This is a genomic window from Metabacillus dongyingensis (assembly GCF_019933155.2).
Taxonomy (GTDB): domain Bacteria; phylum Bacillota; class Bacilli; order Bacillales; family Bacillaceae; genus Bacillus_P; species Bacillus_P dongyingensis.
Genome location: NZ_CP082944.1, coordinates 2,356,896 through 2,380,845, shown reverse-complemented (window position 1 = coordinate 2,380,845; position 23,950 = coordinate 2,356,896). Strand labels below are relative to the sequence as shown.

The following is a 23,950-nucleotide window of genomic DNA, read 5'->3' as shown; positions in this document are numbered from 1 at the left end:
TTTATTCTATATATTAATTTCTAATTATAATTGATTTAATGGAGTTCTTACGGCTCTAATTCAAATCTTTTAAATACCACGCATTCATAGCAGAATGGGCAGAACCTGATAATGGTTGATGTAAAAGTGTAAATCCAAATTTTTCATATAATATACACGCAGTTTTTAATTCGTGCTGTGTTTCTAAGTAGCACTTTGCATAATGTTTAGAGGCAAATGACAAAGCTGTTTCCATTAGTTTCTTTGCAAACCCTAAACCTTTTGCTTTTGGACTTAAGTATAGCTTTTGCAATTCGCAAACTTTGTCTTGTTCGTTAAACGACGCTATACCAATTCCACCAACAACTTCTCCTTCCAATTCTACTACCCAATAGTTAGCATATTTTAAATTAGTATAATATTGGTGAAGGTCGTTAAGTTGAGGGTCAAAATAAGCTGTTCCTGGAATCGCCAAGCCAAGTGATATTAGTGAATCTTGTATTATTTCTTTTACTTTTGCATTGTCTTCTTTTTTAATTTCTCGAATAATCATATACTATCTCCTTCAATTAGATCTTAATAAAGATTGCGACACATTTTTGAAAATGGCATCTCTAAAATGTTGACTTAGTCCACATTTTAGAGATACAGTTATGTTAATATCAAATGTGGACATAGTCAACTAAAGGAGAATGTATGGATAAAGAAATCATTTATGATATCAGACAATTCAATCGATTTTATACAAAGGTACTTGGTTTATTTAATAACCAAATTCTAGATTCAGATTATTCATTAACCGAGGCACGAATACTATTTGAAATAAGCGAGAGAACTGAGTGTATTGCGAATAATCTCGTTCAAGAACTTAATATTGATAGAAGCTATATGAGCAGAATTTTACGTAAATTAGAGAGGGAAGCATTAATAAAGAAAAAAAGCTCAATATTAGACAGTAGAAAAAATCTTCTCTTTTTAACAAAAAAAGGAGAGAAATTGCTAGATAAAATTAATATTCAGTCAAATGAACAAATAAATCATTTATTGAATGGACTAACTGAAAGTGAGATTAATGAAATACGTATTTCGATGATGAAAATAAAAGAAAAATTAGATAAAAATTAATTTTGAAAGTTTTTTCAATCAGTTTGCCCTGGTGTAAGTGCAAACTAAACAAACCAACTGTCTCTTGTCGCACCACGCTAATGTGTGAATTAATTCACTTATTTTTTTCACAGCTTAGATCACCTCCTTATTTAGATGAAAAATCCCTTGGAGATTAAGCCAAACAAAAAAAGCCTTTAGGCTTCTGATCCAGATCTATGTTGTTTCTTCAACTCTTCAATTTCTTCCTTAAGAATCTTTTCTTTTTCCTTGGATGATTCAAGCTTTTTGTATTTTGCAAAGAAGATGGCATGCGTTTAAGAGAAAGAACAATTCAAACTGCATTTGAAAGACTAAAGAAAACTAGCGCTGTAATGCTGCTGGAAGCAGAAGTATCTTTAAAAGAGATTCAAGAAAGATTAGGACTTAAGGATATTATGACTACCGGAAACATTTATTCCCATGTTACAAAATCAATGGAAACCAAATCAATAAATAAATTCTCAGAGTATATGGGAGACTCAATCACATTTTAGCAAGGAATGTGGTCAAAATGTGGTCAGTCACCTTTTTATACCCCGTGAACAAAGCAATTACTTAATAAGGAAAGTGGCGTTAAACCTTATTCCTCAAAGTGTTTTTCAAGATTCGCTTTAACTTCTTCTAAACCTGGTTTCCCAAGTAAAGCAAACATGTCTATTTTATAGGCTTACAAAATATAAGGGCAATTTCACTTTGCAGCAAACGCCCCCGATTAATTAAGAAGGATTAATAAAGTTTATCTCAATCTTTTTTGGGGTTATCTCCTTCATTTCTAATAAAATCTTCTGCATCAGATTTAATTTTTTCTATGTAATTTGAAAAGACTGAACCAAACATTCTTCATCATCGACAATTTTCTTTTTTTCTTCAAAATCTATATTTAGCTCACTAAAAATCTTTCTCCAAAATATAACAGCAGGAATATTCTTAGCTAATTCCACAACAAAGTAACTACCCTTTTTTTGTTTAAACAATACCTTTAATAATGAAATTGCAATACCTTTTCTTCTATATTTTTTCAAAATAAAAATATCATTAATACTGTAATCATAGTCCTTTTTTAAAAACGGACTTTCCAAAAGTAATAAAAACCCTACAATTGTTTTATTTTTTTTCAAAAAATATGGTGTTAACCCTTCCGTCTTCCAAATTAATTCAAATGAATCAAATTCAAATAAACCATCTGTTGAGATGTCTAAACCCTCGGTATACTCTGAAAGGTCATGTAAATAAAGGGAATATAAATTCTTAAGAATATGCTTTTCATCTTTGGAAATGGGGTTCAATGAAACAGTCATTGTTATACCTCTTTTACAATTAATTAAATCTCTTATTTAATTAATTTCGACCTAAACTTTCATTTGTCCTTCACGAACTAAACTGCCTCGTTAGTTAATTTAAGTGAAAGGCTTCACAATTCCCCGATGTATTTTTTCATAAAAATCCAATTTCGTTGAAAACGTGTCTCATCATTCTGGTCCTTTAACTAAAGAAAAAAGAAAAATCGAATCCTCCACAATCCTGCACTTTAATCGTCCCCTTTTGTTGAATAAAATACTTTAAGGTAGTCTCATGATGGGACTACCTTAAAGTTTCATCAATTTTTCTAAATTGTTTTTTACCGATTAATATATCAAATCAACAGTTATTTGAGCAGAATCACCGCTGGACAGTAATCCATCTTTCTTCATCTTAATAAATTAGCCGTAATAATCTAATACTTTCAAGATTGCCAAAAACTTTGGTATGTTTTCATAAAATATATATAAGACATAAGAATGCCATCTCCTAAAAATCAGCTGCGGAAATGATTTTTATACTTCTCATCTATTACATCTGGCAAATAAACATATTAAATAAACATCTTCGTCATAAATCAGATCATCTATTTCAGGATATTCATTTAATTACAAAGCCTCCCATTTTGAACTATGATATTTTGAACTTAACCTGCTTTAACGTCGCTACTATAAGAAAGCTGACAATCACTAATAAGAGCCATGAACTCACCTTTCCTAGATGAACGAGACTCCATGCGTTGGTTTGGTTTGGATATTCCCAAGCTCCAAAGAACGTTGCGATATTTTCCGCTATCCATATAAAAAATCCGATAAGCACAAAAGAAAGTGCGAGTGGCATACGGTAACGAGTTCCATTAATCTCGTATTTGACCCATGATTGCCAAAAGACGATCATGACAAGTCCAGATAACCACCAACGAATGTCAATCCAATAATGGTGGGTGAAAAAATTCAAATAGATTGCGGATGCAAGTGGTACTACGACCAAAAACGGCGGCCACTTAACTAGTTCAACCCTCAACCTCCTCCACGCCTGACAGAGATAACTCGCTACACTTGCGTACATAAATCCGCTATACAAAGGCACTTCAAAAACTTTGAAATATCCTTCCTCTGGATATGACCAGGAGCCCATATGTACCTTGAAAAGTTCCAGAGCGAGTCCAATAAGGTGGAACAAGGTGATAACCTTTAGTTCATCCCGTGTTTCAAGCCCAGAATGCACCATCCACCACTGCATGAGAAGGCAGATGATGAGCAGCCAGTCATACCGTGGCAGGAAGGGAAGCGGTATGATTTTTGTAAATGCCAAAGAGGCAAAAATAACGACAGGAAACAAACATGACAGTGCCTGCTCCCAACCAAAACGAACGAGCTGGTTTAGTGCTCTCATGATTTGTGCCTCCAATGGTTTTTTCTAAAAATATGCAAGTCCTGCTTAGTATAATAGCTAAATAGACTTAGGGTTATGAGCATAGGTTCACCGCCGAATAACTTTCTTTTCCTTTTAAATATTCATGCTATATTAATCCTTGGTGTCTTCATCACTTCGGTATTCCAAAATATCTCCGGGTTGACATTCTAAAGCCTTACAAATCGCCTCTAAAGTTGATAATCGAATCGCTTTTGCCTTTCCATTTTTTAATATAGAAAGGTTTGCCATTGTTATTCCAACCTTCTCCGAGAGTTCTGTTACGCTCATTTTCCTTTTAGCCAGCATCACATCAATATTGATTATAATTGCCATTATTTTCACCTCAGACTATTAAGTCATTTTCCGATTTTATATCAATCGCTTCTTTTAAAAGTCTTTGAAGAACAGCAGCGAATACTGCGATTACCATTGAAGCAAAGATAGAGACTATTCCGATTATTATGAGACCTGGGGCATCATCTAGATCTGCTACTAGAAAAACAAATGGCATAATGACCACATACAAACCACTGATTGTCATTGCACAGAATTTGATTTTCTTTAGAGCTTTAACAGACAATTCAGAGAAAGCTTGGTTCTTGTCAATATAGCTTAAAAGTTTAAAAGCCTTATACAATGCAATGTAAAACGGTATCGCTGATACATACATACCTATTAAAATGGGATATAGTATGTGGGCATAATCTGGATTTGCTGGATTATTTGCTAACCAAGGCAACCCAAAAATACACAAAGCAAGAACTGGAGTTCCAATTAGAAAAACAGCTATCTTCAAAAAGAGGGTTGAACCATGTTTCATAAAAAGCACCTCACTTATTTATTATTATTTGAATTTAACACGATATTTATTGTTTTACAATAAATTTTTATCTATTATTGCGATATTTTTATTGCTATAAATGAAAACCCAAAAAAAAGCATTCTTTATTATCAAGAAATACTTCAAACAATTCGATATATAACTTTCTTTATTAACTTGCCCGTTGATGAATGAGAAAAAGCTGGAGCTCAACCGGCTGGATCTTTAGCAATCACCCCCAATTGTTGAATAACGGGTACATAGCTTATAGCCGAATACGTTAAATATCGCTGCTATTAATAATCAAGTGAGTGCCTAAAATTGCTCAACTCATAATTCTTCTTAAACTAGCTATCGAAAACAATCGTTTTTTAGACGGTTTCTATTTAAGTATCAAATATTAAAAAAGGCACCCAATTGTAAGAATTTCGTTTAAACAATAGGAGTGCAGTTCTTTTGGATACGCATCAATTTTTATTTTATATCCTAAGACATTTTTTTAGTTTTTTCATCACTTGCCACTTCTTCATCATATGGTGCACGGGTTCTCCAGAACTGAGCTAAGAATGTCCCTGTCACAACCTGCCATGCAGAAGCAAAAGCACAGGTGTAATACTTCTGGTGAAACGCCTGCTTCTTTAATTAATTGCTCTGTATCTTTCGCATCACTCCCAAAACCAGTATCGAAAAGGATCGGTAGCTGATCCTTAATAAGGATCATGTTTGCACTTGGAAATTTTTTTTCATAGAAAATAATACTGGATTTTTCATAAGCTCAAACTCCTTAAATTCATTGACTAAACGGTTATGGTCGAACGTTCAATCAATTCTTTCATTTATTTTTTCCTCAGACGATTTACGTCTAAGATGGACACCACCGCAACGCAGCTGAAGCAACTCGAACAGCAAGATCCTGTAAATTAACAATTCGGCAACTAGATTCACCAATCCTACTTAACTAACACGCTGAGTTAGGTTAAGTAAAACCTTCACAAATTCCACGATATAATGATTATTTCAGCTTGCCAAAGATCCAATTATCATACTGTTGAATGATCAGAAGTTAACAGGTTTTGGTGATTTGTTGTACGAAAAAACGCTCAGAGCATTTTTACTCTAAACGTTATAATACAAGTGATTCGGTTACCCCATTTAAGCCACCGATTGTGGAAAAAAGACTATAAAACAGCCCTAAAGGCTGTTACTGTTAACTAATATTTTGGCCGATTCTTGGTTAACTTTTTGTAAGCATAGTTTAAGTAAAGAGTTAGTCACTCCCTTTTACGATTGTTTCCGTGGCTTAGTATTATCCCTTTTCTTTGTTATGTCGAAATCTAGCTACTGTTAACAATAACAAGGGAAGAATGAACCCCATTGTCATGTCATAGAGAGGCCAGTATTTTATAATGGCATTATTGTAATAGACGATGTTTGGAGAAACGACTAATGACAACACAATCATTATCATCCCGAGCGGAATAGTAAAAGGCCGATATTCTTTTAATCTTAATGTTTGTGCTAGACCTAATGAAGTTGCATAAAAATAAAGACCTATTTTGAAATATATGGTAATAAACCAAAGAATGGCCATTATCGCCTCTACTCTCTGAAAAAAATTACCAATATTGATCTTACGAGCCAATTCATAGCTTGGATAAATATGTCTGGCTGTTTGATCAGCACCTAAAACAAGGATTGTTAATGTAGTAATGACTATTAAAACGAGACCTCCTATCAATGCTCCAAGAAAAAGACTCTTTCTAATCTTTTGTTTCTCACTAACATAAGGAAGAATCATAAGGATCACAACTAGTTCCATAAAGGGGAAGGTAATAAAGGCAAAAGAGCCACGTATGATCGGTTTAAAACCTTCCTCTAGAATTGGTTTCATATTTTGAGTCTTTATTTCTGGCAAAAGAAAAATAGTTAAAATCAATAAAAGCAATAATAAAAAGGGAGAGAAAATTTCGGCGCTTCTAGCCACTGGCTCTAGTCCAAGGCGAGCCGCCATGATAATGGTGCATAGAAAAAGGCCATTAATCCATTGGACTGGAGTATCAGGCATGATATGAGTGGACAGGAAACTCCCAATTTGCCCTAAGTGAGCTGCTGCGGAAATGAACCAATAGCTCAAGAATAGGAAAGAAACCGTGATTCCTAGCCACTTCCCCAATATTTTTTCGCTGTATTCAACCAATGTTAAATTAGGAAAGAGGATACTTGTAGAATGATATAAAAATACAATTAATGATCCTAAAATCACACTAACAATAGCAACAATCCATGCATCTTGTTTCGCTTCCATGGCAGGAATAGATGGCAACACTAAGATAGCATCCCCGATTGTTAACATGACAACGAGAATCAATAGTTGACGACTTCCGATTTTTCCGTTCTCAAGCATCTTCTTTCTCCTCATTACAATTTTATGTTAATTACTCATTTACTTATCCATTTAATACATTATTGTCAAAGATCAATCAAAGTACTCTTCAATAAGAAAACGTGTTTGGAAGGCTAAATATTTCTTTCCCTGATCTCCTACAAAGAAGTAAAAAGATTGATCGATTCTATGATCCTTCTTCCATTAAAGCGCCCTTTAATGGAAGAACTCCTGAGCTTTTATTAGCTGGTATTGTTGAAGATCATATACGTATTGTACTAAAGCACCCCTTTATTGAAGGTTAATATTCAATTCCAAATAGTAATTGACCGTGGGAAAGAGCAGCAGTCAACTTCAGCATATATGACTCATTCTAAAGTTGTAGGTAAAGTCCAACAATTTAGCCGAAGTATTAAGCGTTATTAAATAATAAGATAATAAATGTAACACTTAATCAAAGGAGGAAGAATGATGACAATTTTAGTAACAGGAGCGACCGGAAACGTTGGTCGCCATGTAGTCGCTCAGCTTGTCCAGGCCGGCCAGCGTGTTCGCGCGCTGACGCGCAACCCAGCTAATGCTAATCTGCCAGAAGGGGTGGAGGTCGTGTATGGTGACCTTTCTGCACCGGAGTCCCTTGCGCCTGCGCTACACGGCGTTACTGGCATTCACTTAATCACTTTTAGTAGTGAAGGTTTCGGCCCCCTGCAAACAGGACCCGAGATTGTTGAAATGGCCTTGAAGGCCGGGGTACGACGAGTCACGGTTTTGTGGAGCGGCGAGAAGGGACCTGTGGAGCAGGCCGTAGAAGCCAGCAGCCTTGAGTGGACCTATCTCCAGCCACCCTCTGAGTTTATGTCCAATGCACTCATGTGGGCGGAGTCCATTCGCTCAGAAGGCGTGGTGAGGGAGCCATTCGGCAACTCATTGGATGCTATGATTCACGAGGCCGATATCGGAAGTGTGGCTGCAATCGCGTTAACCACCGACGGTCACGCCGGTAAAACCTATACGCTGACCGGCCCCGAAGTGCTGACAATATCCGAGAAGGTTCGCGCGATCAGTGCAGCGATCGGGAGGGACATCCAATTCGTTGAACTTACCGAAGAGCAAGCGCGCGAACGCATGCGGGAGAAGGGAGCCCAAGATGACGTCATCGATTTTGTCATAGGGTGGCACGCCAACCCTCCAGAGTCTGCGTTCACAGTGGTCCCAACCGTCGAAGAAGTCACCGGTCGTCCAGCCCGGACTTTTACCCAGTGGGTAGCCGAACACGTGCAGCATTTCAATTAACCAACACATGTCAATCATTTTTGAAATATATGCATCCTCATATTCATTTTCGATATCAAAGTTAATGATTGGTGGGACCGATGATCAGCACATAAAAATCTATAGCCATTAAAAGTCACCGCTAGCATTGGTAAAAAGCTGCATAATTACAACACTCAGGTGATTTATTCTTGACAATAGGACTATTGTTTAAAAGGTTAGGAAATACTCCTAATCTTTTTTCTGGGAGGTGCTTATCATTTGTCGGTGTTATTCCATATTCCAAAAAGTTCCTGATGTTCTTCAACTATATGGCCCGATTGTTGCAAAGAACTGTAATTTCAAATCCTTTATTTTACCTAATTCAACTTCAATTGCTGCTCTCATTAATAGTCTCCTCATTTTGAAACAATGATTATTCCTTTTTATATTGTTCAATTCTTATCAAAAGGGGCGATCACTATATGTTGCAATCGCCCCCTTTACTTGAATAGGGAGTGTACTTTCTAATCATCAAAATAAGAGTTTGCATACAAATCAATATCAAATTCAGCTTTTATACTATTTGCAAATTCATTTTGTTCATTATTAAGGTATAAACCAGGTGTGTCCCCATTTTCCATAATGATTACGATAAATAATTTACATTCCAGTTTATACTTCGTTTTTAACTGATTTATAATAGCTGCTTTATTTTTTAATGGTTCAAGAATCTGGTCCATTTGTTCCTTTACATCGTATGATTCTTGATAGTCCGTACCTAGTTCCCAGGCTGTTTCTTTTCGAAAATGGGCTTTCTTTGATAAAACATTTTGTTTATGAGACCTTTCAATGACATCACCCTTATTACAGAATTCCGTTGGTTCAACTCCCAATGACTCAGTCACGTAAGCTATAGGAAACTCATCTCCAAACAAGCTGAAATAAACCTTTACTCTAGTTTTATCCAATCACAATTTTCCTCCTGCTAGTTCTCACTTTCCAACTAATATATCATTTTTCAAATAACCTGCTCGATGCTAACTAAAAGGGATGATTAGCAAGATCAAATAATCCAATTCAAGAGTGAGTATACTCCTATCAATGCAAAGAGAATTGTTAGTGTTATTATTGAAAAGCAACCAAAAATAATTAATTTATCTTTCGAAGAATCTGTAGGTTCTTCCTGAAGTTTTTCCTTCACTTTATTTTGTACAGGCGAAATCACCTGATTTAATTTCAACTTTTTTAAAACTTCATTGTCACCCTTAAACTTCAAAGCTCTTGCTATAAGGAAAGGATCGTTTCCCATTGTTTTTTCAAACTGAATACAAGCTTTGATCATTTCCGGTGTCTTTTCCTTTTCTAAATACCAGTAGCGACCGGCCATTGATGGATACCCCAGAATGAAATAGATGTCCCCTAACTTTCTTCGGAGTTCTAATTCATTTGGATAAGTTGAAATTAACCCGTGTATTCTATCCCTTGCTTTTCCTAAATCATTTTTCCTAATGTCTTCTTCAATCTTCTTAATAGTTATAACTGGTGGTTTTTCTATGTAAAACACCTCACTAATCTTAATTTAAGTTATCTCTTTAAAATTAGGCTAGTTCCATACAAATCTACACTCATCAAGTTACTTATTGTAAAAAGTTGTTCACTCTATGCTGCCCCCAATTCGTGATATAAAAAATACTCTCTCATTGCTATTAAATAACAATGTAATAAACGTAAGCTGCCACTGGTAAGACACTTAACAAAATGCCTAACGAAATAAGAAGTTTATTCTCACCACTCCTAAACAGTCCGATCACAGAAACAATGAGTTGAATTAATATTACTGCTGATATTATTTCCATTTTGATCATAACGAAAATTAAAAACCAAATAAATATCCCTAAGCTTAATGATAAAACACTAAATAAGATGGGTAAATCTTTCATAAATAAAACTCCCTTACCAATTTAGCTTATTCAAAAATCCTGCCCTATACTTCAATAAGAGGCGATTCCATATGAAAAAGAGTTAAAGGAATTAGTAATCGATGAAATGCTTAAATTAGGTCTAACAGATGAAATAGGCAGACTAAAGAATCCGTATTAAAATAATCCCATAAAATTATCTAAAAACGGAGGTTTTAATTAACAAACGATTATGAATTACTAAAATAAAAACAGGGTTTGATTCTCACGATATGAAGATCAAACTCTGGTTTTATTTTAAACCTTAGTCAGCAACAATCTTTGAGAAAACAGCGTTTTTTAAATGCATTTAACTACCTATCTACAAAAAGAACCTAGGAAAAATCCCAGGTTCTTTCTATCATTTAACGATAGATGATTTTAATTTGAAAGTGTAATACTTTTAAACTCCCAAATATTCATCATTATTTTTTATAATTCTACTTTCCATTTGATTTTTTTAAACGTCCTATATGAATATCTAACGAAGTCTAAAAATTTATAAGGTATTTTCACCGGAATCTTATACAACGTTTTTTTATAGATCTTATAGTACGCCTTTACTAAATCATCCCATTTTTCATCTTGACCCTCTTTATAGAAGTCAGATATATCCACAACATACCCCCTGCCATCCTTCATCATTACGTTTTTACCGTGAACATCATATGGATTTAAACCTTGGCTTCGAGCAAAAGTAAGAGCTTGATCGATATCTACAATGACACTCTCTGGTATTTTAATTCCTTTTGCGATTGCATCATAAAGAGTAATTCCGTCTAATCTTTTTAATACCAGATAATTTTGTCCCTTATATAGTAAGTTTGAAAACGCTGGATGTATGCCTAATTGGGTATATACATTCGCTTCTTTTTCTAAAGCTTCAAAACTTCTCCCATATACTTTGACAACTGCATTAGGATTAGATTTATGCGAAAATACAGCAGCATAATTCCCTGTCCCTAAGCATTTCCAATCCTTAGGGATATTTTTAGCAACAATTGGATCATATGGGCTTTTGCTTATTAGAATAACTTTATGAATAAGTTCTTTTTCTATCATATTTAAAAATGTGTTATTGATCATTAGACTTCCTCAAATTCGAGTTGGATTTTATATACTAATTTATTGAGAATTTAGCTTTGTTTAAACATGGCTCATAGCTAGCACCTTAATTTATAACATAGAATTAACTCTAAATGATTATATAAAATTCATCAACTTCTTCTTTATCTTCATCTATCCCTTGCTGCCACGTAATATTCTTTACTGGACGGAGACGGCCTGTAATAAAACCTGTTTCAGTACGGTTGGCACTCCTGATTGTTAAATTTTCGTCTTTATCAGCAATAATCTCTTTAAATTCTTTGAGTCATTTATATGGCTCCTTTGTTGTTTATTGCAAAGATTATAAACTGACATTTAAGTGAATTGATAAATTAGTATATATACTCTCCTCCTATATCAGATTTGGAAAAACTTAAATATTCGTTAACTTCATATTAAAAAACCGCTTTATAATTAAAGCGGTTTTTATAGTGTCAATTGATGTTTTAAAAGGGTCAGATTTTGTCTGACCCTTTCTTCTTGTATTCTTATTCATTTAATTCGACGCCTTAATCTGCTTTGTATAGAAAAAGCGTACAATGAAGAAATAAACAACCTGGATGGCTAAGAAAACACTTAGAACAATAACTGATTCCTTAAATAGGTTAAAATAGAACAGGTTTGATAACGCTGTAAGGGCTACAGCTCCGTGGATGAGAGCAACGAGTATTGGGGCGAAAAACAGAATCATCGTTTGTCTGTTTACTACTTTTTTCAGCTCTTTATCGGTAAGCCCCATTTTTGAAATTGACTTGAATTTTTGTTTATCCTCATCCAAATCCATGTAAAGTCGGAAGTAAAGGAAGCTGCCGGCTGATACGAAAAAGACAATCCCGATAAATAACCCGACAAATAATATTGGTCCGTATCCTTTCATAATTTCATATATTTCATATTCTACCGACATAATTTCATATCTTGGTAATTTTTCGTACAGCTTTTCAGAGGCGGCCATTACTCCTTTTTCTCCATCTGTTGCTTGCCACGCATAATAGCTTTGTTCATCCTCTGGTTCAGGAAGCTTTTGATAATCCTGATCTGAAACTATATAATAGGAATCTGTTGCAGGCAATGCTTTTGAATGTAGGACTTCCTTTGGTTTCAACGTTGCACCTGAAGTTAGTGTAATCGTTTCATTTAGTAGTTCCGTGGTTTGTCCAAAATTTGTTCCTTCAAATTCCACAACCATGACTTGCCCTTCTTTTATGTCAGTGGTTTCTTCACCAATTAGAGCGGCAAAGCGGTTAAAATCGGATTCGCTTGTGATCAGAAAGGTATCCTGTCCAATTGGATAATAGCGTAAGTCCGTGTGCTCTGACTTTGTTTCAATTTTCTCTTCTTTTAATGTTTGATTGATAAACGAAACATTCTGTTCTTCATTTTCTTCACTTGTTTTATAGGAAAACGTGGTTGAATTCGTCGCTTTTATGCTTGATGTTAAGAAAGTTTGAAAGCCGAATAATGAACCAATGGCACAAAACGCAACCGTTGAAACCATCGCGACCATGAAAAAAGTGCGCGCATTATCCTTCATGCGAAAGGCTAAATCCGAAAACAGCAGCATATTGGTTTTAAACCAAAAAACGCGTTCATTCTTCTTTAACCTTCTAATAATAAAAACACTTAATTGCGTAAATAACAAGTAGGTACCAATACAAACAACGATAATAACTGGCACCATTGCGGCTACAACCATCGTTCCTTCTACTAGTAAGGCAACAGCATACCCCGCCGCTAATAAAAGTACAGCTAACAACGTTAAAAAAAGGTTCGCTCTTGGCTCACCCTTTGATATTTTATTCCCTTTAATTAATTCAATCAGCTTTTTACTACGCAGAACATACGTAACAAATAATGAAATAAAGAAAAATAAAATAATAAAGGAAACAAAGGTGATCATGATTGCTTTCGTTGGAAAATAAAAAGACAGCGCACGTTCAATAATCAATACATTTTCAGCTAATAGTAAAATAGCCTTAGCAAAAACAACGCCAAGGAGTATACCGCCTAGTGTTGCTAAAAATCCAATGAACATATTTTCTAAAAACACCATTAAACGGATTTGTTTCATTGACATGCCTTGCATCACTAATAAACCAAACTCTTTTTTCCGAGATTGTAAAAACGAGCTCATCGAATATAAGACAAAAAAGAAGGAAAACACATAAATAATCCCTGCTGCTGCATTCATTCCTTTCGTTACACTTGAGCTCATATCATCCCCGCTCAATACAGGATGATTCGCAAAAATGGAGAAGGTAAAAAAGACCATGACCGTAAATAAGCTACTAAGAAAGTAGGCTGCATATAACCGTTTATTACGTATGACGTTATTAAACGCGAACTGTCGAAAGGTCATGCGCATCCCCTCCCAATAAAGAAAGTGTATCAATGATCTTTTGGAAAAAGGCTTGGCGATTTTCACCACGGTGAATCTCCGAATAGAACTTTCCGTCACGAATAAAGACTACCCGATTACAATAGCTCGCTGCTTGCGCATCATGTGTTACGAGCATCATGGTTGTCTTCTCATTTTTATTAATGGATTCAAGCATTTCCATAACATCCTTTGAAGACTTGGAATCAAGATTTCCTGTTGGTTCATCCGCTAATAGCAGCTTAGGTGTATGAATCATCGCTCTTGCAACAGCTGCTCTTTGCGCTTGCCCGCCGGATATTTCATACGTCCGTTTTTTCATAATGCCTGTAATCCCTAATTTTTCGGCGATTTCATATGCCTTTTCCTTCATTTCCTTCACTTTTTTTCCGTCTAATGTTAACGGCAGAACAATATTTTCTTCAACCGTTAAAGTATGAAGCAGATTAAAGTCCTGGAAGACAAAGCCTAATTCACGGCGACGAAATTTGGCTAGCTCTTCTTTTTTTAATTTGTGTGGATTACTTCCATTGATCAGGATCTCTCCTGTTGTCTGTTCATCAATAGTGGCAATCATGTTTAGCAAGGTTGTTTTCCCGCTTCCTGATGGACCCATGACTCCAACAAATTCACCTGCTTCAATCGTTAAATCGATATCAGTTAACGCCCGGTAGGCGATCTTTCCTTCATAAACCTTGCTCACTTGTTTCACGTTTAGCATCACAAGTTCTCCTTTCATTCAATTCCTTTGACTTGTGACCAGTATAGCTCCTATTCATTCTTCAAAAAATCGATTTTACTTTCACTTTCCTTACATCGTTGTAAGGTTTTGTGTTGTTCCAAAAATGATTCGAAAGGTTGCACCCTCTCCAGCCTTTGATTCAAGCTCGAGACGATGTTCAAGATGCTCGGCTGCCTCCTTCGTTAAATACAGCCCCATACCGGTTGATTCTCTAAATTTCCGTCCATTTTCACCTGTATAAAAAGGGTCAAATACACGGCGCTTGTCCGATTCTGGAATCCCTACGCCATAGTCCTTCACCTCTAAAACAGCCTCTCCCTCATTTTCATAAATGGCAAGATCAATTTTATGACTCTTGCCTTTTGAATACTTAACTGCGTTATTGATAAGCTGTGAAAGGATAAAGAACAGCCATTTTTCATCCGTCTCAACGATCATATCCTGTTTTTGCTGCAGCAAATTCGGATACACCTTGTTCCGAATATAGAATCGTTTATTTTCACTATTTACTTCATTCACCATTTTAGTCAAATTTACAGGCTTGATATGAAAATCCTGTTCGATTGTCCGAAGTCGAGCCATATAGAGAATAGTGTTTAAGCCTGTTTTCATCCGGTCTGTCTCTTCTCGGATACTGGATGAGTCAGGTTCATCCAAATTTTGCGCGATAAGCTCAATGACAGAAAGCGGTGTTTTCATCTGATGGACCCATTGATCCATAAACGTTAAGTGTTCATCCTGCTTAGATTCCAATGCTTTTATTTTTGATTGATAAAGCTTGTATTGATCCTTTAAGAGATGATCAAGCGCCTCTGATATGGGGGAATGTTCAGTTGTTTGGAAGGAATCGTCAAGGGATTCAAGTGAGTTAGTAAGCCTTAAATAATACCTGCGACGACTAAAATAGTGGTAAGCAAGATAACCCGTGAGAAAGAAAAGACCGAGAAAGATCGCATAAAGGGCTGGTAACAGATTACGATAGCCATCAAGCCAATAGATGCCGAGAATAAGAAAAAATTGGATCATTTGTACGGCAATTAATAATGCATGCTCTTTAAAGAATAATTTCATTTTTCTTCAACCTTTCACCATGTCACATTCAAACGATAGCCTGCACCCCTCACTGTTTCGACCGCTCCAGGAATCCCGACTGCTTCAAATTTTTTTCGAACTCTCGTAATATTCACATTTAACGTATTTTCATCCACATATACTTGTTCATCCCATAGCTTTTCCAGCAAGTCTTCACGACCGGCAACACGAGGATATCGTTCGAGTAAACTTTCGATTATGTCTGCTTCTTTTTTTGATAGTGGGACGGTTTTATCACGAAATGACAATTCCAGTCTTTCCGGGAATAGCTTTAATCCCTCTGTCTCTAAAATTCGTTCTTGGGCCTGTGATGCATATTCCCCGTAAGCACGACGAAGCTGACTGCGAATTTTTGCCATCACAATTTCAGGATGAAACGGCTTTGTGATAAAATCATCGCCGCCATTTTCGAGCGCCATCACCTGGTCCATCTCCCCTACTCGTGCGGAAATAAATATAACTGGACAGATCGACTCCTTCCGTATTTGCCTGCACCAGTAATAGCCATCAAAGCTAGGAAGATTAATATCTAATAGTACAAGGTCTGGTTTCTGCTTATGAAACTCATCCATAACATCATCGAAATTTTCCGTAAAGATGGCACTGTAGCCATATTTAACCAAATATGATTTAAGGTGCTCCGCAATTTTTGGATCATCCTCAATAATTAATACTTTTTGCATCCTCTCACTCCTTTGTCTCTAGAAAATTATGCCATACAAAAAATGTGAATCCAAAACACATATCCAACCTTACAAGAATGTAAGGCACACTTATCTGCATTAGTCTAACAATCTGCAAAGAATAACACTGCTGCTATTACAATTATGGAACCATGATTTAAGAAATGATTGCAACAAATGGTCGTAATTATGATAAATTAGATAGAAAATTTTGGAGGTTTGATAAGATATGGAGACTTTAAGAAAGGAAGGCATAGATGAAAATTTCAATAAAAATTAGATTATTTTTAGGTATCATTCTATTTATATTTTCAATTCCGTTATGTAGAAACATACAAAGACCCTTGGGACTATGTTATAAACTTAGCAGATGTTTATATTTCCATCAATGATGAAACTAAAGAGGTTCTGAAAAACTATCCTGTTAAAGTAGGACAAGAAGGATTAAATCAATATACTCATTACGTTTCTTATTGGATTGTAGAAAATAAGAAAACGAATAAGCAATCTTTCTTAATTGTTCTACAAAAGAATGGAGCTAGACAGAAGGAACTCCCTAATAGTGAAGGTTTTGTTCCACAAGAAAAACTTAAGTATTTATATTTTGGTGGAGCAGGATATTATACGGATGCTTGGTTCAGCTATCCTATTTTCTTTTTTCCTTTTAGTTATCCTTTCTTGACTACAATTTTGGGTCTAATATTGATATTAGTGAGCATTAAATATAAAGTTCTCTTTAATAAAACCACTTAATTTGAACAGAATTCTTGAAACCACTCTTCAACTATCCTGCCCTATACTTCAATAAGAAGAGGCGACACTTTGTTAAGCAATCGCCCCCGATTGTTGAAGATCATTTATGTTGTCTTATCGAAGAATAGCGGCCGATTATTGAACAAGGAAAGCGATACTCTTGTTATTCAAGCATGGCACTCTTAAATTAATTTAAAAGCAAATGTAATTTTAATAGTTAGAAATTTCGACTAGATTACCATCTGGATCCCTTGTATAAATAGATGTTATCGATCCTAATGCTCCCGTTCTTTTTACTGGACCTTCTTCAATAAGTGCTCCGTAACTATCTAAATGGTCTATCACGTCTAACATAGAAACATCTGTGATAAAACATAAATCAGCCGTGCCAGACATCGGTGTTTTTGCTTTTGGTTCGAATTCTTTGCCTGCTTCATGTAGGTTTATTTTCTGCTCTCCAAAGTGTAGTGCCTTTCTTCCCGCTCCAAATGTGATTACTTCCATTCCTAAAACTTGGCTATAAAATTCACATGTTTTATCAATATTCTTTACAGTCAAAACCAAATGATCTAATTTAGAAATTTTCATTGAATCACCCCATTTTATTCTTTAAAGCAAATAATACGATTTAGTTCCTTTTTTATCTATTTATTATTCGTGCACGGTCACAATTACTCCATCCATATTGTTGCCTGAAATCTCATAATAGAGATCCTCTGGTACTTTAATTGGACTGCTATGAGAAATGGAGTAATAGGTAACAGTATATTTTTTCTCGTTAACACTAGCAGAAATGTTCTTTTCTTCTTTTAGATAATCCAAATATTCTTCCAAAGCTAAATTCTTATCCTTCATAATCGCGCTGTGAGGCAAGCCAACATAGCGGATATGCCACGGTTCATATTGAATTCCTGTGACATCAGTTTTATCCTTTGGATAGCGTAAAATAAAGCCGTATTTCCAAGCATTTTCTTCTATCCACTTTCCTTCTGGTGCTTCACTCATCTTCATTTGAGTAGATCCTACATCAAGTGATAAACCCAAATTGTGTTCGCTAAAACCTGCTGGCAAGGCATAGTCAGAGCCCATTTCTTGGTAAAGTACACTTTGCTCTTCAAATTCTCGAAAGCCACTATTAATTAAAAAATGACGAACTCCTTCTTTTTCAGCAGCAGTTGTCATCTCTGAAAAATTACGTGCGACATCCTCTGACAATTTAATATCACTATTCAGTAACTCGTATCCCTTTATCAATTCTTTATGCTTAAATAAATTTACGACATCTGATTTTATACTCTCTTGGTGAACAGGATATTCCTTGTTGACCAAGAGTAGATTTCCTTGATAGATCTGATCTTCTGCAATCTCATTGTTTTGGATACGTTCAGAAGTTCCTAAATAATTTATATTATCTTGATGATTTTGAGCATTTTTTTGAAACTCTACTTTATCTTGAAACAACGGTGTTATATTTCCGATAGCAAATCCCAAACACAATATTAAAAAAAATAAAAATCCCCACGTCTTCATTTTCAATTTCCTCCTTGATCTTACTTGCTTTAGAATAGGAGAAACTATTTAAAAAAAGAGTAGGGTAAATATTAAATTTTTCTTAAATCATTTACTTGGATATTAAGTTTGATTATTTGGTACACTGTCCTGCGGTAAACGAACCTCAAATATCGTACGTATTAAACTACTTTCTGCAGTAATCGTTCCATTATGTTGCTCCACAATATTCTTCGCAATGAACAAGCCAAGACCTGTGCTGTCTTCTTGTTGAGTTCGTGCTTTGTCACCGGTATAAAACATATCAAAAACATGCGGCAGTTCATTCGGTGGAATACTATCTCCATAATTCACAATCTGAACAACCACTTCTCCTGAATCAATAAAGCCGTTAATATCTACAAACTGGCCATCGTATCCATAACGATTGGCATTGGTCAGAAGATTTTCAAACACTCGTGCTAACAATTCTCCGTCACCAACAAAAGGTAAATGAGGAGGAATGTCCATTCGGGCCATCAAATGGTTTTTCTCGAAAAGCGGGTACAACTCTTCCGTTAATTGATGGAGCAGGTCAGATAAATTAATTCGCTTTTTATTCACGGGCAGCTTGCCATAGTTCATTCTCGTTATTTCGAATAATTCATCTATAAGTCGTTCTAAACGCTGAGATTTGGTAAAAGCAATCGTTAAAAAATGTTTAACCTGTTCTTGCTTCAAATTCTCTTCTTTTAGTACCAAATCCAAATAGCCTAAAACAGAGGTAAGCGGTGTCCGTAAATCATGTGCCAAATTGACGACCAACTGATCCTTGCTGCTTTCCGAAAAATCTCCTCTTTCTACAGCTTGTTTCAATTTTTTACTTGCCAAATTAATATCATGGGCAATATCTCGAAATTCATCATTTGACTTGATTTGAATTTGATGTGAAAAGTCTCCCCGAGAGAGATAATGGATTCCGATTGAAATCTCGTTAAAATAGCTAGAATATCGCTTCGTGAGTAAGTAAAAGAACATAAACGAAAGCGGGATAAATAGTAGTAAAAAGACGTTAATGTCGCCAAATTGTTTCATAATTTTCCGATAATATTCCAGTCGGTCACCATACTGGGCATTCGATTGATAATAGAATTGGAGTGATTTAAAGACTATAAACGTTATAATTCCAGAAAAAATCATACTTAAACCAAATAATAGCACCATCTTTGAACGAAAGCTGTGTACCATTTTAACCATTGAAGGAATACCCAACTCCCCACACGGTTTTAATCCATTTGTGGTTCTGTTTGCCGTCTTCAAGTTTTTTCCGCAACGTACGAATATGTACCATGACAGTATTGCCACTTTCAAAGTATGCTTCTCCCCACACATGTTGAAAAATATTTTCAACACTATAAACCTTCTTTGGATGACTCGCAAGTAAATACAAAATGGCAAACTCTTTCGGAGTAAGCTCGATGGTTTTACCGTATAAAACAACGGTCCGCTCCTCAGGGGATATCACAAATCCGCCAAACTCCAAACTCGATTTAATATCTATCTTGGGTTGATTTAACTTCATAAAGCGCCGAAGCTGCGCATTTACACGGGCCACCAATTCAATCGGGGTAAATGGTTTTGTCATATAATCATCGGCTCCAATCACCAGTCCGTGGACTTTATCGAAGTCAGATGTTTTAGCACTTAAAAAAATGATAGGCAAATTATATTGTTCGCGAATTAGGCGCGTTACTTCATATCCATCGATTTTCGGCATCATAATATCTAGAATTAGCAAATCAATCGACTGAGTCTGGATAGCATGAATGGCTTCTTGCCCATCAGATACTTTAATGACATGGTATCCTTCTTTTTCTAAATGGATGGCAATCAAATCAGCAATCTCCTCCTCATCATCAGCTATTAAAATCGAAATACGTTTCATCTACTCCACTCCTATATAAAGTTGCATTAAGTTAATTTATAATCTAATGATTAAACTATACGCAGCTGAACGCTTCAAAAAACCTCGCTGTTTTTGGCGGGATGCCTTATCAGCATGATCTTAATTAGCATGGCAGTTAATTGAATAATTTAGAGCTTCTTTTTATTTTCTATTATTCCCTTTACTTATTCAAGAATATGGCCCGATTTTTGAACAAAAAGGGGAACCATCTTCAATTAAACTGCCCTTTAGCTTAATAAGGAAAAAGGACAACAGTTGAAATCCAATGTTTTAGACAAAAGAATAACGGTATTGTTCTCAGAAAATCAAATGATATTTAGGTTTTAAAGTTATCTCGATTATACTTATATATCTGTCAGACTTGCCGTGAAACAAACGAATTTTTGAATTTTTCCTTTTTATTTTCACAAATCTCAATTTTACTAACAGATAGTAATTCAAGATATGACATTACTTTATTTGTTTTCTATTCCTTAACACTTAAAGAAAATTCGTGATAAAAAGGAGAAATGCTTATTTCATATAATTCATATTGATTTTCAAAAACAAAAGTTAAATTATCATAATAAAAAGGATCTGTTTCATCTTTCCTCTGTGGAATTGCCCCAAATACAGAAATTAGGTCTAATTCTTCTGGAATCACCATCATTATCTCTCCTATTGAGTTAATTACAATTTTATATCTCATAATCACCCACTTTAAACAATCGTCATATTGAACAATTTATGCGCGATTTTTCAATATGAAATGGCGATCACGCGGTGCTGCAATCGCCCCCGAATGATGAACAGTCCTATTTTTTAATTAATTTGGAATTCCTGGCACTCATCACTTGGATCGCTTATGAATATCCAGTCCTGTTCTGTAATCCCCATCTCCTCACAGTATTCTTCATCAGCTGCTAATTCTTCACAGTGATGATCTGCAATGCAAAGTTCATTATTAATTGTGTCCTAGAGAAAACGCAGGAGCCTTCGGATGATTCATAAATCATCATTTTTCTAATTCCACTTATCATTTCCTTAAGTAATGCATTTTTCTCATTTATAGCCCTCTTTAGCGGAATAACACTTGTAGTTTCTATAGCTGGATAAGTTCGTGTTGAACTAACTAATTCACATTGTTAGAATATATTCTTTATTATGCGAAACATCATTCTTGGAATAAAAATTATGATATTCCATATCAATTCAAATAATATTGAATCTCGAATCTCAATTATAATGTCTTTAAAAAATCCGTCCTGACGCTTCTTTTGTTCTTTTTTCATCTTCTATCTCCTAGTAACTCATCCCTTAGATGCCCATAGTGCAACCGCAGTTTGATGCAATGACCACCGTTTTTTGAAGAAGGATGAATCCTTATTTAAATACCTTGTCTATTTCATCCCTGTCGTAATTTAATATCCAGTGATTGAATTTGTTATAAATATCCCGTATGGGCTCAGGAAATGCAGCAAGCAAATCACAACCCCTGTCATCATAAACATAAAAAATGGTTTTTCTTTTGATATTTAAAAAATATATCATATGAAAAATACTTGGTTGAATACCTAAATCTTGATTGCATATTGCTTTTAACAATGGAATGTATTTAATATCAGATGCTTTACATTTAAGAGTAAATCTATGTGTTTTATACTTTCCATCTTCATTGTCTTCTGGAGATATAAAAGGTATCTCTATATGCTTTAATTTATATAGGACTGATTTTTCAAATACATATGGAGAAAAAAGCCTACCTTTGTGCTTATAGGTTATTCCAACTCCAAAATCATTCACATCCATAACAACCAAAATTTCCTCGTCTGGTGAATGTAATGAATTAAATAAAGTGATAGCCCTATTATAAACCCCTTTTATATAAGGACTGTTTTGTAATCATATTCTCTATTCCACTCCACCCCTAATCCGAACCGTATACCTATTTCCCAGTTATAAAATAAAGGTGGTCGAAAATTTAGGTTAGGAAAATTATCATTGAAATAGTTATTTAAAAACACATCCGCACCTCGTTTGTTTCTTTCATTTTACCATTCTTATTCCACGATCCTGCCCGTTTGTTGAATAAGAACCAATTATATATTTCACCATAAAATACAAGTAGTTAGTTCTTTTATCCAGTTAGAACAATCTTTTAGAAAACAGCCTTAAATAAAGAAGGTAAAAAGTCGAATCCTTCACACTCCTGTCCATTTGTTAGTACCAATTATTTCAAATCGATATGACTAACACAATCGTTTTTCATTAAAAAGACACTTATCTTTAAATCAGATAAGCGCCTTGATTGTTAAATATATTAAAATAAACTTGCTGTATAGATATTGCATAAACAACAAGCTTCTTTTTAGATGAATACATTCTATTAATCCTTTACAAAAGTATCCGTGAATTCATTTACGTAATCGGATATTTTCTTATACCGCGTCCAATGGAGATAATGGTGTCCTTCTAAAATAACGAGTTTATTTATAGCTACATTTCTTAATTGCGATTGATAAAAAGTTTTATTTGATCGGCCTTCTTTATTTCCTTCATTTTTATCCGCAGTAAAGATCATGACAGGCAAATGCGCAGGAAATGACATATCTTTCGTTTTTTCTATATTATTATTTATTTCATTTCCCTCATCCACTACATTTCGATTATAGCCTTTCCAAGCAGAAATGATTTTGGTCATCTTTAGATTCTCATTAGAATAACTTCCTTCATTTGCTATTGGCAGGAATTCATCAGAGGTGATAGTTAATGCAAATCTTACAATTCCAGTCGGGGCAGCAAAGCTCATATACTTTGGCAATGTTGGTGCAGACTCTGCAAAATATTCTAAAGCCTTCGGCAATGTAAAATCAATCCCTATAATAGCTTTAATTTCATCTGGATATTTATTAGCATAATACATGCTATAGATTCCGGAAACAGAGTGAGGCATTAATATGTATGGCCCTTCTATGTTTGACTTTTTTAGAGCTGTTCTTACTTCTTCAACTATGTTTTCCACTGTTCGTTCCTTATTTGTTAAATCACTCCAGCCATATCCAAAAGGTTCTACGACTACAATTTTATTGTACTTAGCCATCTCATTAATCAAAGGTTCAAAATCCATCACTGGTGCAGCCGTGCCCAAACCGTTTAATAAGAGAATTGTATTTCGACCATCACCCTTTGTATAGACATGCATGTTGTTTCCACCCACTTCAACTAATTTTCCTAATGCTTGGTATTTTTTTTGTTCATATATAGTCATAACATTATGAAAAATGATCCAAATAAGAAGGACTGCTACTATAATTAATAAAATATTTCTCGTCATACTCTTTATTTTTGTTTTCATTCACCACTTCCTATATAAACTCTATGGATATAAACGCTATATTCGATTCTAAATGACGGATTTTCTTCTTTAGGTATGACCAATCCTCCTTTTACCTTTTCATGTCTATCTTAGGCAATAAAGGTTAAAGTCAGGTAAGAGGAAAGTTTAAAT

23 protein-coding genes and 2 pseudogenes are annotated in these 23,950 nt (G+C 34.9%); 3 read left to right on the top strand and 22 right to left on the bottom strand.

The window, feature by feature from the left end; genetic code table 11:
• Positions 1 to 55: 55 nt before the first annotated feature.
• Positions 56 to 532 (bottom strand): GNAT family N-acetyltransferase, encoded by a 477-nt coding sequence (locus K8L98_RS11775; RefSeq protein ID WP_223442672.1) that lies wholly within the window; start codon positions 530 to 532, stop codon positions 56 to 58.
• Positions 533 to 675: 143 nt separating this feature from the next.
• Here K8L98_RS11775 and K8L98_RS11770 point away from each other — a divergent pair, with 143 nt between their 5' ends.
• Together K8L98_RS11770 and K8L98_RS11765 are read left to right on the top strand one after the other, a co-directional pair.
• Positions 676 to 1,104, top strand: a complete 429-nt coding sequence (locus K8L98_RS11770; protein WP_223442670.1) for a MarR family winged helix-turn-helix transcriptional regulator — start codon at positions 676 to 678, stop codon at positions 1,102 to 1,104.
• Positions 1,105 to 1,394: 290 nt separating this feature from the next.
• A complete protein-coding gene (locus K8L98_RS11765) occupies positions 1,395 to 1,619 on the top strand; it encodes a site-specific integrase (RefSeq protein WP_223442668.1) in 225 nt (74 codons plus the stop codon).
• Positions 1,620 to 1,705: 86 nt separating this feature from the next.
• On the opposite strand, the pseudogene K8L98_RS11760 reads toward K8L98_RS11765, so the two are convergent.
• From K8L98_RS11760 to K8L98_RS11735, 6 genes and pseudogenes are all read right to left on the bottom strand, one after another.
• Positions 1,706 to 1,792, bottom strand: a pseudogene (locus K8L98_RS11760) (hypothetical protein); the annotation flags it as partial.
• Positions 1,793 to 1,931: 139 nt separating this feature from the next.
• The gene (locus K8L98_RS11755; protein ID WP_223442666.1) at positions 1,932 to 2,423 is read right to left on the bottom strand and encodes a GNAT family N-acetyltransferase; all 492 of its coding nucleotides are present in this window, start codon (positions 2,421 to 2,423) and stop codon (positions 1,932 to 1,934) included.
• Positions 2,424 to 3,054: 631 nt separating this feature from the next.
• Positions 3,055 to 3,819 carry a DUF817 domain-containing protein gene (locus tag K8L98_RS11750; protein WP_223442663.1) on the bottom strand — a complete coding sequence of 255 codons (765 nt, stop codon included), beginning with the start codon at positions 3,817 to 3,819 and terminating at the stop codon, positions 3,055 to 3,057.
• A gap of 132 nt (positions 3,820 to 3,951) precedes the next feature.
• Positions 3,952 to 4,173, bottom strand: coding sequence for a helix-turn-helix domain-containing protein (locus tag K8L98_RS11745; protein WP_223442659.1), 222 nt, complete (start codon positions 4,171 to 4,173; stop codon positions 3,952 to 3,954).
• Between the two features lie 10 nt (positions 4,174 to 4,183).
• Positions 4,184 to 4,660, bottom strand: coding sequence for a DUF2975 domain-containing protein (locus K8L98_RS11740; protein ID WP_223442656.1), 477 nt, complete (start codon positions 4,658 to 4,660; stop codon positions 4,184 to 4,186).
• A gap of 1,306 nt (positions 4,661 to 5,966) precedes the next feature.
• Positions 5,967 to 7,064 (bottom strand): GerAB/ArcD/ProY family transporter, encoded by a 1,098-nt coding sequence (locus K8L98_RS11735; protein WP_223442653.1) that lies wholly within the window; start codon positions 7,062 to 7,064, stop codon positions 5,967 to 5,969.
• Between the two features lie 450 nt (positions 7,065 to 7,514).
• Here K8L98_RS11735 and K8L98_RS11730 point away from each other — a divergent pair, with 450 nt between their 5' ends.
• Positions 7,515 to 8,336: an NmrA family NAD(P)-binding protein gene (locus K8L98_RS11730; RefSeq protein ID WP_223442651.1), complete on the top strand. Its 822-nt coding sequence runs from the start codon at positions 7,515 to 7,517 to the stop codon at positions 8,334 to 8,336.
• A gap of 485 nt (positions 8,337 to 8,821) precedes the next feature.
• Here K8L98_RS11730 and K8L98_RS11725 read toward each other — a convergent pair whose 3' ends face one another.
• The 15 genes and pseudogenes from K8L98_RS11725 to K8L98_RS11655 all read right to left on the bottom strand — a co-directional run bounded on the left by K8L98_RS11725 (position 8,822) and on the right by K8L98_RS11655 (position 23,797).
• A complete protein-coding gene (locus K8L98_RS11725) occupies positions 8,822 to 9,265 on the bottom strand; it encodes a DUF4279 domain-containing protein (RefSeq protein ID WP_223442648.1) in 444 nt (147 codons plus the stop codon).
• 95 nt (positions 9,266 to 9,360) lie between these two features.
• A complete protein-coding gene (locus K8L98_RS11720; protein WP_223443341.1) occupies positions 9,361 to 9,852 on the bottom strand; it encodes a DUF6584 family protein in 492 nt (163 codons plus the stop codon).
• A gap of 151 nt (positions 9,853 to 10,003) precedes the next feature.
• Positions 10,004 to 10,237, bottom strand: a complete 234-nt coding sequence (locus K8L98_RS11715; RefSeq protein ID WP_243551006.1) for a hypothetical protein — start codon at positions 10,235 to 10,237, stop codon at positions 10,004 to 10,006.
• A 450-nt stretch (positions 10,238 to 10,687) separates the two neighbouring features.
• The gene (locus K8L98_RS11710) at positions 10,688 to 11,341 is read right to left on the bottom strand and encodes a serine/threonine protein kinase (RefSeq protein ID WP_223442646.1); all 654 of its coding nucleotides are present in this window, start codon (positions 11,339 to 11,341) and stop codon (positions 10,688 to 10,690) included.
• A 517-nt stretch (positions 11,342 to 11,858) separates the two neighbouring features.
• Positions 11,859 to 13,721, bottom strand: a complete 1,863-nt coding sequence (locus K8L98_RS11705) for an ABC transporter permease (protein WP_223442644.1) — start codon at positions 13,719 to 13,721, stop codon at positions 11,859 to 11,861.
• Positions 13,696 to 14,460, bottom strand: coding sequence for an ABC transporter ATP-binding protein (locus K8L98_RS11700; protein WP_223442641.1), 765 nt, complete (start codon positions 14,458 to 14,460; stop codon positions 13,696 to 13,698). Before K8L98_RS11700 ends, K8L98_RS11705 begins: the two co-directional genes overlap by 26 nt.
• Before the next feature lie 90 nt (positions 14,461 to 14,550).
• Positions 14,551 to 15,552 carry a sensor histidine kinase gene (locus K8L98_RS11695; protein ID WP_223442640.1) on the bottom strand — a complete coding sequence of 334 codons (1,002 nt, stop codon included), beginning with the start codon at positions 15,550 to 15,552 and terminating at the stop codon, positions 14,551 to 14,553.
• Between the two features lie 14 nt (positions 15,553 to 15,566).
• Positions 15,567 to 16,256 carry a response regulator transcription factor gene (locus tag K8L98_RS11690; protein WP_223442637.1) on the bottom strand — a complete coding sequence of 230 codons (690 nt, stop codon included), beginning with the start codon at positions 16,254 to 16,256 and terminating at the stop codon, positions 15,567 to 15,569.
• A 963-nt stretch (positions 16,257 to 17,219) separates the two neighbouring features.
• Positions 17,220 to 17,597 carry a VOC family protein gene (locus tag K8L98_RS11685; protein ID WP_223442634.1) on the bottom strand — a complete coding sequence of 126 codons (378 nt, stop codon included), beginning with the start codon at positions 17,595 to 17,597 and terminating at the stop codon, positions 17,220 to 17,222.
• Between the two features lie 63 nt (positions 17,598 to 17,660).
• On the bottom strand, positions 17,661 to 18,539 hold the full coding sequence (gene vanY, locus K8L98_RS11680) for a VanY-A/VanY-F/VanY-M family D-Ala-D-Ala carboxypeptidase (RefSeq protein ID WP_223442631.1): 879 nt from the start codon (positions 18,537 to 18,539) through the stop codon (positions 17,661 to 17,663).
• Between the two features lie 102 nt (positions 18,540 to 18,641).
• The gene (locus K8L98_RS11675; protein ID WP_223442627.1) at positions 18,642 to 19,754 is read right to left on the bottom strand and encodes a HAMP domain-containing sensor histidine kinase; all 1,113 of its coding nucleotides are present in this window, start codon (positions 19,752 to 19,754) and stop codon (positions 18,642 to 18,644) included.
• Positions 19,747 to 20,442, bottom strand: a complete 696-nt coding sequence (gene vanR, locus K8L98_RS11670; protein ID WP_223442624.1) for a vancomycin resistance response regulator transcription factor, VanR-F/VanR-M family — start codon at positions 20,440 to 20,442, stop codon at positions 19,747 to 19,749. Before vanR ends, K8L98_RS11675 begins: the two co-directional genes overlap by 8 nt.
• 487 nt (positions 20,443 to 20,929) lie before the next feature.
• The gene (locus K8L98_RS11665; RefSeq protein ID WP_223442621.1) at positions 20,930 to 21,109 is read right to left on the bottom strand and encodes a hypothetical protein; all 180 of its coding nucleotides are present in this window, start codon (positions 21,107 to 21,109) and stop codon (positions 20,930 to 20,932) included.
• A 716-nt stretch (positions 21,110 to 21,825) separates the two neighbouring features.
• Positions 21,826 to 22,466, bottom strand: a pseudogene (locus K8L98_RS11660) (DUF3885 domain-containing protein).
• A 362-nt stretch (positions 22,467 to 22,828) separates the two neighbouring features.
• On the bottom strand, positions 22,829 to 23,797 hold the full coding sequence (locus K8L98_RS11655) for an alpha/beta fold hydrolase (RefSeq protein WP_223442619.1): 969 nt from the start codon (positions 23,795 to 23,797) through the stop codon (positions 22,829 to 22,831).
• Between the last annotated feature and the right edge of the window lie 153 nt (positions 23,798 to 23,950).

Coding starts and splice junctions, on each gene's coding strand:
- K8L98_RS11775 (WP_223442672.1), bottom strand. CDS start 532: ATGATTATTCGAGAAATTAAAAAAGAAGACAATGCAAAAGTAAAAGAA.
- K8L98_RS11770 (WP_223442670.1), top strand. CDS start 676: ATGGATAAAGAAATCATTTATGATATCAGACAATTCAATCGATTTTAT.
- K8L98_RS11765 (WP_223442668.1), top strand. CDS start 1,395: ATGCGTTTAAGAGAAAGAACAATTCAAACTGCATTTGAAAGACTAAAG.
- K8L98_RS11755 (WP_223442666.1), bottom strand. CDS start 2,423: ATGACTGTTTCATTGAACCCCATTTCCAAAGATGAAAAGCATATTCTT.
- K8L98_RS11750 (WP_223442663.1), bottom strand. CDS start 3,819: ATGAGAGCACTAAACCAGCTCGTTCGTTTTGGTTGGGAGCAGGCACTG.
- K8L98_RS11745 (WP_223442659.1), bottom strand. CDS start 4,173: ATGGCAATTATAATCAATATTGATGTGATGCTGGCTAAAAGGAAAATG.
- K8L98_RS11740 (WP_223442656.1), bottom strand. CDS start 4,660: ATGAAACATGGTTCAACCCTCTTTTTGAAGATAGCTGTTTTTCTAATT.
- K8L98_RS11735 (WP_223442653.1), bottom strand. CDS start 7,064: ATGCTTGAGAACGGAAAAATCGGAAGTCGTCAACTATTGATTCTCGTT.
- K8L98_RS11730 (WP_223442651.1), top strand. CDS start 7,515: ATGACAATTTTAGTAACAGGAGCGACCGGAAACGTTGGTCGCCATGTA.
- K8L98_RS11715 (WP_243551006.1), bottom strand. CDS start 10,237: ATGAAAGATTTACCCATCTTATTTAGTGTTTTATCATTAAGCTTAGGG.
- K8L98_RS11710 (WP_223442646.1), bottom strand. CDS start 11,341: ATGATCAATAACACATTTTTAAATATGATAGAAAAAGAACTTATTCAT.
- K8L98_RS11705 (WP_223442644.1), bottom strand. CDS start 13,721: ATGACCTTTCGACAGTTCGCGTTTAATAACGTCATACGTAATAAACGG.
- K8L98_RS11700 (WP_223442641.1), bottom strand. CDS start 14,460: ATGCTAAACGTGAAACAAGTGAGCAAGGTTTATGAAGGAAAGATCGCC.
- K8L98_RS11695 (WP_223442640.1), bottom strand. CDS start 15,552: ATGAAATTATTCTTTAAAGAGCATGCATTATTAATTGCCGTACAAATG.
- K8L98_RS11690 (WP_223442637.1), bottom strand. CDS start 16,256: ATGCAAAAAGTATTAATTATTGAGGATGATCCAAAAATTGCGGAGCAC.
- K8L98_RS11685 (WP_223442634.1), bottom strand. CDS start 17,597: ATGAAAATTTCTAAATTAGATCATTTGGTTTTGACTGTAAAGAATATT.
- vanY (WP_223442631.1), bottom strand. CDS start 18,539: ATGAAGACGTGGGGATTTTTATTTTTTTTAATATTGTGTTTGGGATTT.
- K8L98_RS11675 (WP_223442627.1), bottom strand. CDS start 19,754: ATGGTTAAAATGGTACACAGCTTTCGTTCAAAGATGGTGCTATTATTT.
- vanR (WP_223442624.1), bottom strand. CDS start 20,442: ATGAAACGTATTTCGATTTTAATAGCTGATGATGAGGAGGAGATTGCT.
- K8L98_RS11665 (WP_223442621.1), bottom strand. CDS start 21,109: ATGGTGATTCCAGAAGAATTAGACCTAATTTCTGTATTTGGGGCAATT.
- K8L98_RS11655 (WP_223442619.1), bottom strand. CDS start 23,797: ATGAAAACAAAAATAAAGAGTATGACGAGAAATATTTTATTAATTATA.